This window comes from Neptuniibacter sp., from assembly GCF_024231755.1.
In the GTDB taxonomy this organism is placed as follows: Bacteria; Pseudomonadota; Gammaproteobacteria; order Pseudomonadales; family Balneatricaceae; genus Neptuniibacter.
Window position 1 is genome coordinate 1 of record NZ_JAAEQH010000067.1, and the last position, 3,696, is coordinate 3,696.

A 3,696-nucleotide genomic window follows, 5' to 3' on the forward strand; every position below is an offset into this window, starting at 1 on the left:
CAGCGCCAAAAGCACTGAACCCGATGCTAACCAGTTCACCTTATGATCAGATTTTCGCAGATTCGCTACAGACATTATTCCGGTTTATACAAGCAGAAAACGCCTGAGACAGTTACAACCGTCACAGGCGTTAAAATTACTTTCAAAAATTTATTAGATTTGGATTATTTCCAACCAGCCCGATCCATCAATTCAACCGCTGCACGGTTATTATCACCTAGCTTACTTAGCACAATATCATCGGCTTTAAATTCACCCATAGTAGCCAGATTTGCTGGGATCTTTACGCCTTCAATCACTGGGTATTCGTTATTTACTTCTGCATACCAGATCTGGGATTTCTCAGCAGCCATAAATTCCATCAGTTTGATCGCACTTTCTACGTTACGAGCGTGTTTGGTAACACCCACGCCACTCACGTTCATATGTACACCACGATCATCCTGGTTCGGCCAAAATGCTGAAAGCTTTGCAGCAAGTGCCTGTTTCTCTTCATCTTTGCTGTTTAAAAGACGACCAAAATAATAAGTGTTAGCCAGTGCCAGATCGCATACACCTGCCGCTGCAGCTTTCAACTGATCAGTGTCACCGCCCGATGGTGGCTTAGCAAAGTTTTTAACCAGACCTTTCGCCCAAGCCTCGGTTTTTTCCACACCAATAGCGTCAATCATTGCAGCAACAAGGGACTGGTTATAAATGTTGTTGGAGGAGCGAACACAGATACGTCCTTTCCACTTAGGATCTGCAAGATCTTCATAAGTAGAGAGCTCAGATTCTTGAACCTTACCCTTAACATAAAAGATTGTACGAGCACGTTGTGTCATGCCGTACCAGTAACCATCTGCATCACGCAAACTTTTTGGCACAACCTGATCAAGCTTTTCACTGCCTGCAACTTGAAGAACACCCGCTTCTTTAGCGCGATGCAGACGACCGGCATCAACTGTTACAAAGATATCCGCCGGGCTTGCACTACCTTCAACTTCAAGGCGTTTAAGAAGTGCATCAGCCTTACCTGTCACCAGATTAACAGTGATCCCTGTTTCTTCTGTGAAACGCTCTAACATCGGTTTAATCAGTGCTTCTTTACGCGCTGAATAAACATTTACCAGACCAGAATCTGCAGAAGCAGTAGAAGGTAATAATGCGGCTAGGGAAACAGTGGCAATAGCACCAACAGAGGAGAACAACTTACTGAGGGTTAACTTCTTCATAGATATGTCCTGAAAGGATGAAGCACAGGCTTTGAACTAAGAATAGAATCATAAACGATAACCGTTATCATTGCCATGATAGTTCTTAACTATTCGGTGCCTCTTTTGATTTTTTCCTGATCTTGCTCAATAAAACTGAACCCAATTCAAAAAATGGGGCGGTATAAATTTTTATAAGATTTTGCTCATCGGGTAGACGTTGCCTGGATAAACCAAATTCAAGCTGCTGACCTTTTTCTGAATACACAAGCGTTCCGGTAATCCGATCCCATATAGACAGCACAACACCGTAGTTCTTATCAAAATGCGCAGGTTTAGTTGAATGATGTATCTGGTGCTGCGCAGGTGATATCAACCACTTCTCAAGCCAATGCCAATAACCAAGAGCGATATGCGAATGTCGTAGATTGGAACCGGTCAGATTAAAGAGGAAAGTAAAGATTCCTGCACCTAGAACGGTAATCAGATCTGCTCGTTTACCAAAAAAGAATACAAAAAACGCAATCGATATCGCTTGAACCAGCGTACTTCGCAGAGAAAAGAGAACACCTTCAACAGGGTGTGTTCTGAATACAGTTATTGGAGTTAGTGAACGTGCCGAATGGTGCACTTTGTGAAAAGCCCATAGTGCAGGCACTTCATGCAGTAATTTGTGTACAAAGAAACGGGAAAAGTCATCCAGTAGAAAATAACAAACGGTAAACAGCCCCATTATTGCCCAGGCTGGCCAGTCTTCGCCGATTAAAGGACGATAACCTATCCACTCATGCATGCTCTGGAAAAGCCATGTTGCTACCGCCAGTTGCGTAACTAGCAAGGGCGCTATAAATAAAAAAGCGAAGCGATTAATCAGAAAGATAAGGTAATCGGTTTTTGCCGATTCAGACCACCAGATTTTTTTGCTGAATAAAACGGATGAAAACCTTACCTGAGACCACTTAAGCCAACAGATCGCAATAACAAGGGAGCATAGCAGATACCCCCAGAACACCCTTTTTTTAGGTTCTGAAAAGGCTTGGATAAGATCTTGATAAAAATCAGTTAGTACTTGTTCTAGCATTTGAGTCTGGGGACAGGTTTAAACCTGTCCCCGAACAAACGGAAATTAGTCGTTCTCGGCACTTGCACCTGAACCTAGCTTATCAGCCAGATCACCCAGGTCAGCCATCACGTCATTACCACGAGCTTCAACACCAAACTGATCTACCATCAGCTTCTGCACTTTCAGCATGTGTAGCATGTACTCGTCCATATCGATGGAAGTGGACTGAACATAGTTACCTTTCGCATCTATACCCGTTACCTGAGTATTACCCAGTAACACAGGGCTAAAGCCGATCAGACGGTTCAGCTTAACAGCTGTTTCACCCAGGTTATCTTTACCTGTCTGTAGTGCCAGAGCGAAACCTTTCAGCTCACCCCAGTGTTTAGCGTATTTACGGAAGATCGGAGCTGCATCACCATTAGATTCGATAGCAGCTTTCAGCTTCTGCAGATCTTTATAAGTAGAGCCAGCGTATTTAAATACCGCTTCAGCGATCACTTTTTCCCAGTTATCAGCGATAGTTTTTGCATAGCCTTTCAGCTTATTACGCTGTTCATCTGTCAGAGCTTCACCTTTTGCATCAGTGATTAGTTGACGACCATCAACAAATGCCTGCACGATTGTGTGTAGGTAGTTAGTTTTGCCACCTTTATCAAAACCAGCAGCGTAGTATGCATGAGCATAAGTCATTTCGTTGTACAGAGACGCTTTGCCATCTTTGTTCAGGTCAGCGTATTGCAGTGCTTCTTGTTTCTGCTTGGCAACCTTGTACACCTGCTCAGCAGTCAGGTTCAGTGCGTTAGCCTGGGCACCGAAGTAACCAAATGCTTCATCCCATACGTGCTCTTTACCTGTGTATGCAGCGCCATCTTTGTAAGCTTTGTTGTTTGGTTTTGTATCCGCTTCCAGTTTCTCATCCAGGTAGTTATCCACTGCCTGGTTATAGAAAACCGCACCCATAGCAAACTTAGAGATTAGCTGAGCGTAGTCGTAACCTGTTAGAGGGTCATAACCTTTGTTTGCAGCTGAAGCTTTATCGATCATAAAGCTCAGAGTTTCCTGACCCGTCATATTGCCAGGCCAACCTGCAACAGCACCTTTATAAGCTTTACCTGCTAGGTTTTTCTTCTTAGACAGTTCATCAACCTTAGTCTCAGCTACAACAAAACCACCTTTGCTTGCTGGTGTGATAATTGAACGGCCAGCATCTTTGCCTTCATAGTAAGCCAACATTTTAGCTTTCAGCTCAGCATTTGGTTGACCGTTACCTTTGCCTGCAAGTTTTTTAAGGGAAGTGTGTAAAACCTGACGCGCTGCTTGACCTGTATAAGCTACTGAGTGCTTAGCGTCTCCTTTGTAACCTTTAACCGTTACTGGAAAATCTGCGTAATTCTGTGCTGCTGAAGCACCCATCGCTGTAGCCATTGCAACAGCAGA

At 43.8% G+C, this 3,696-nt stretch carries 3 protein-coding genes; all 3 read right to left on the reverse strand.

The genetic code is table 11. The annotated features are described in order from the left end of the window. Positions 1–164: 164 nt before the first annotated feature. Complete coding sequence (locus GY843_RS03280; protein WP_297306480.1) at positions 165–1,214, reverse strand: Fe(3+) ABC transporter substrate-binding protein; 1,050 nt, start codon at positions 1,212–1,214, stop codon at positions 165–167. Positions 1,215–1,299: 85 nt separating this feature from the next. Beyond that, positions 1,300–1,986, reverse strand: a complete 687-nt coding sequence (locus GY843_RS03285; RefSeq protein WP_297306482.1) for a sterol desaturase family protein — start codon at positions 1,984–1,986, stop codon at positions 1,300–1,302. 333 nt (positions 1,987–2,319) lie between these two features. Continuing rightward, positions 2,320–3,696, reverse strand: a 1,377-nt coding sequence (locus tag GY843_RS03290; RefSeq protein WP_297306484.1) for a DUF4856 domain-containing protein, incomplete at its 5' end; no start/stop codon positions are given.

Excerpts from the sequence above, each read along its gene's own strand:
- GY843_RS03280 (WP_297306480.1), bottom strand. The coding sequence starts at position 1,214 with ATGAAGAAGTTAACCCTCAGTAAGTTGTTCTCCTCTGTTGGTGCTATT.
- GY843_RS03285 (WP_297306482.1), bottom strand. The coding sequence starts at position 1,986 with ATGCATGAGTGGATAGGTTATCGTCCTTTAATCGGCGAAGACTGGCCA.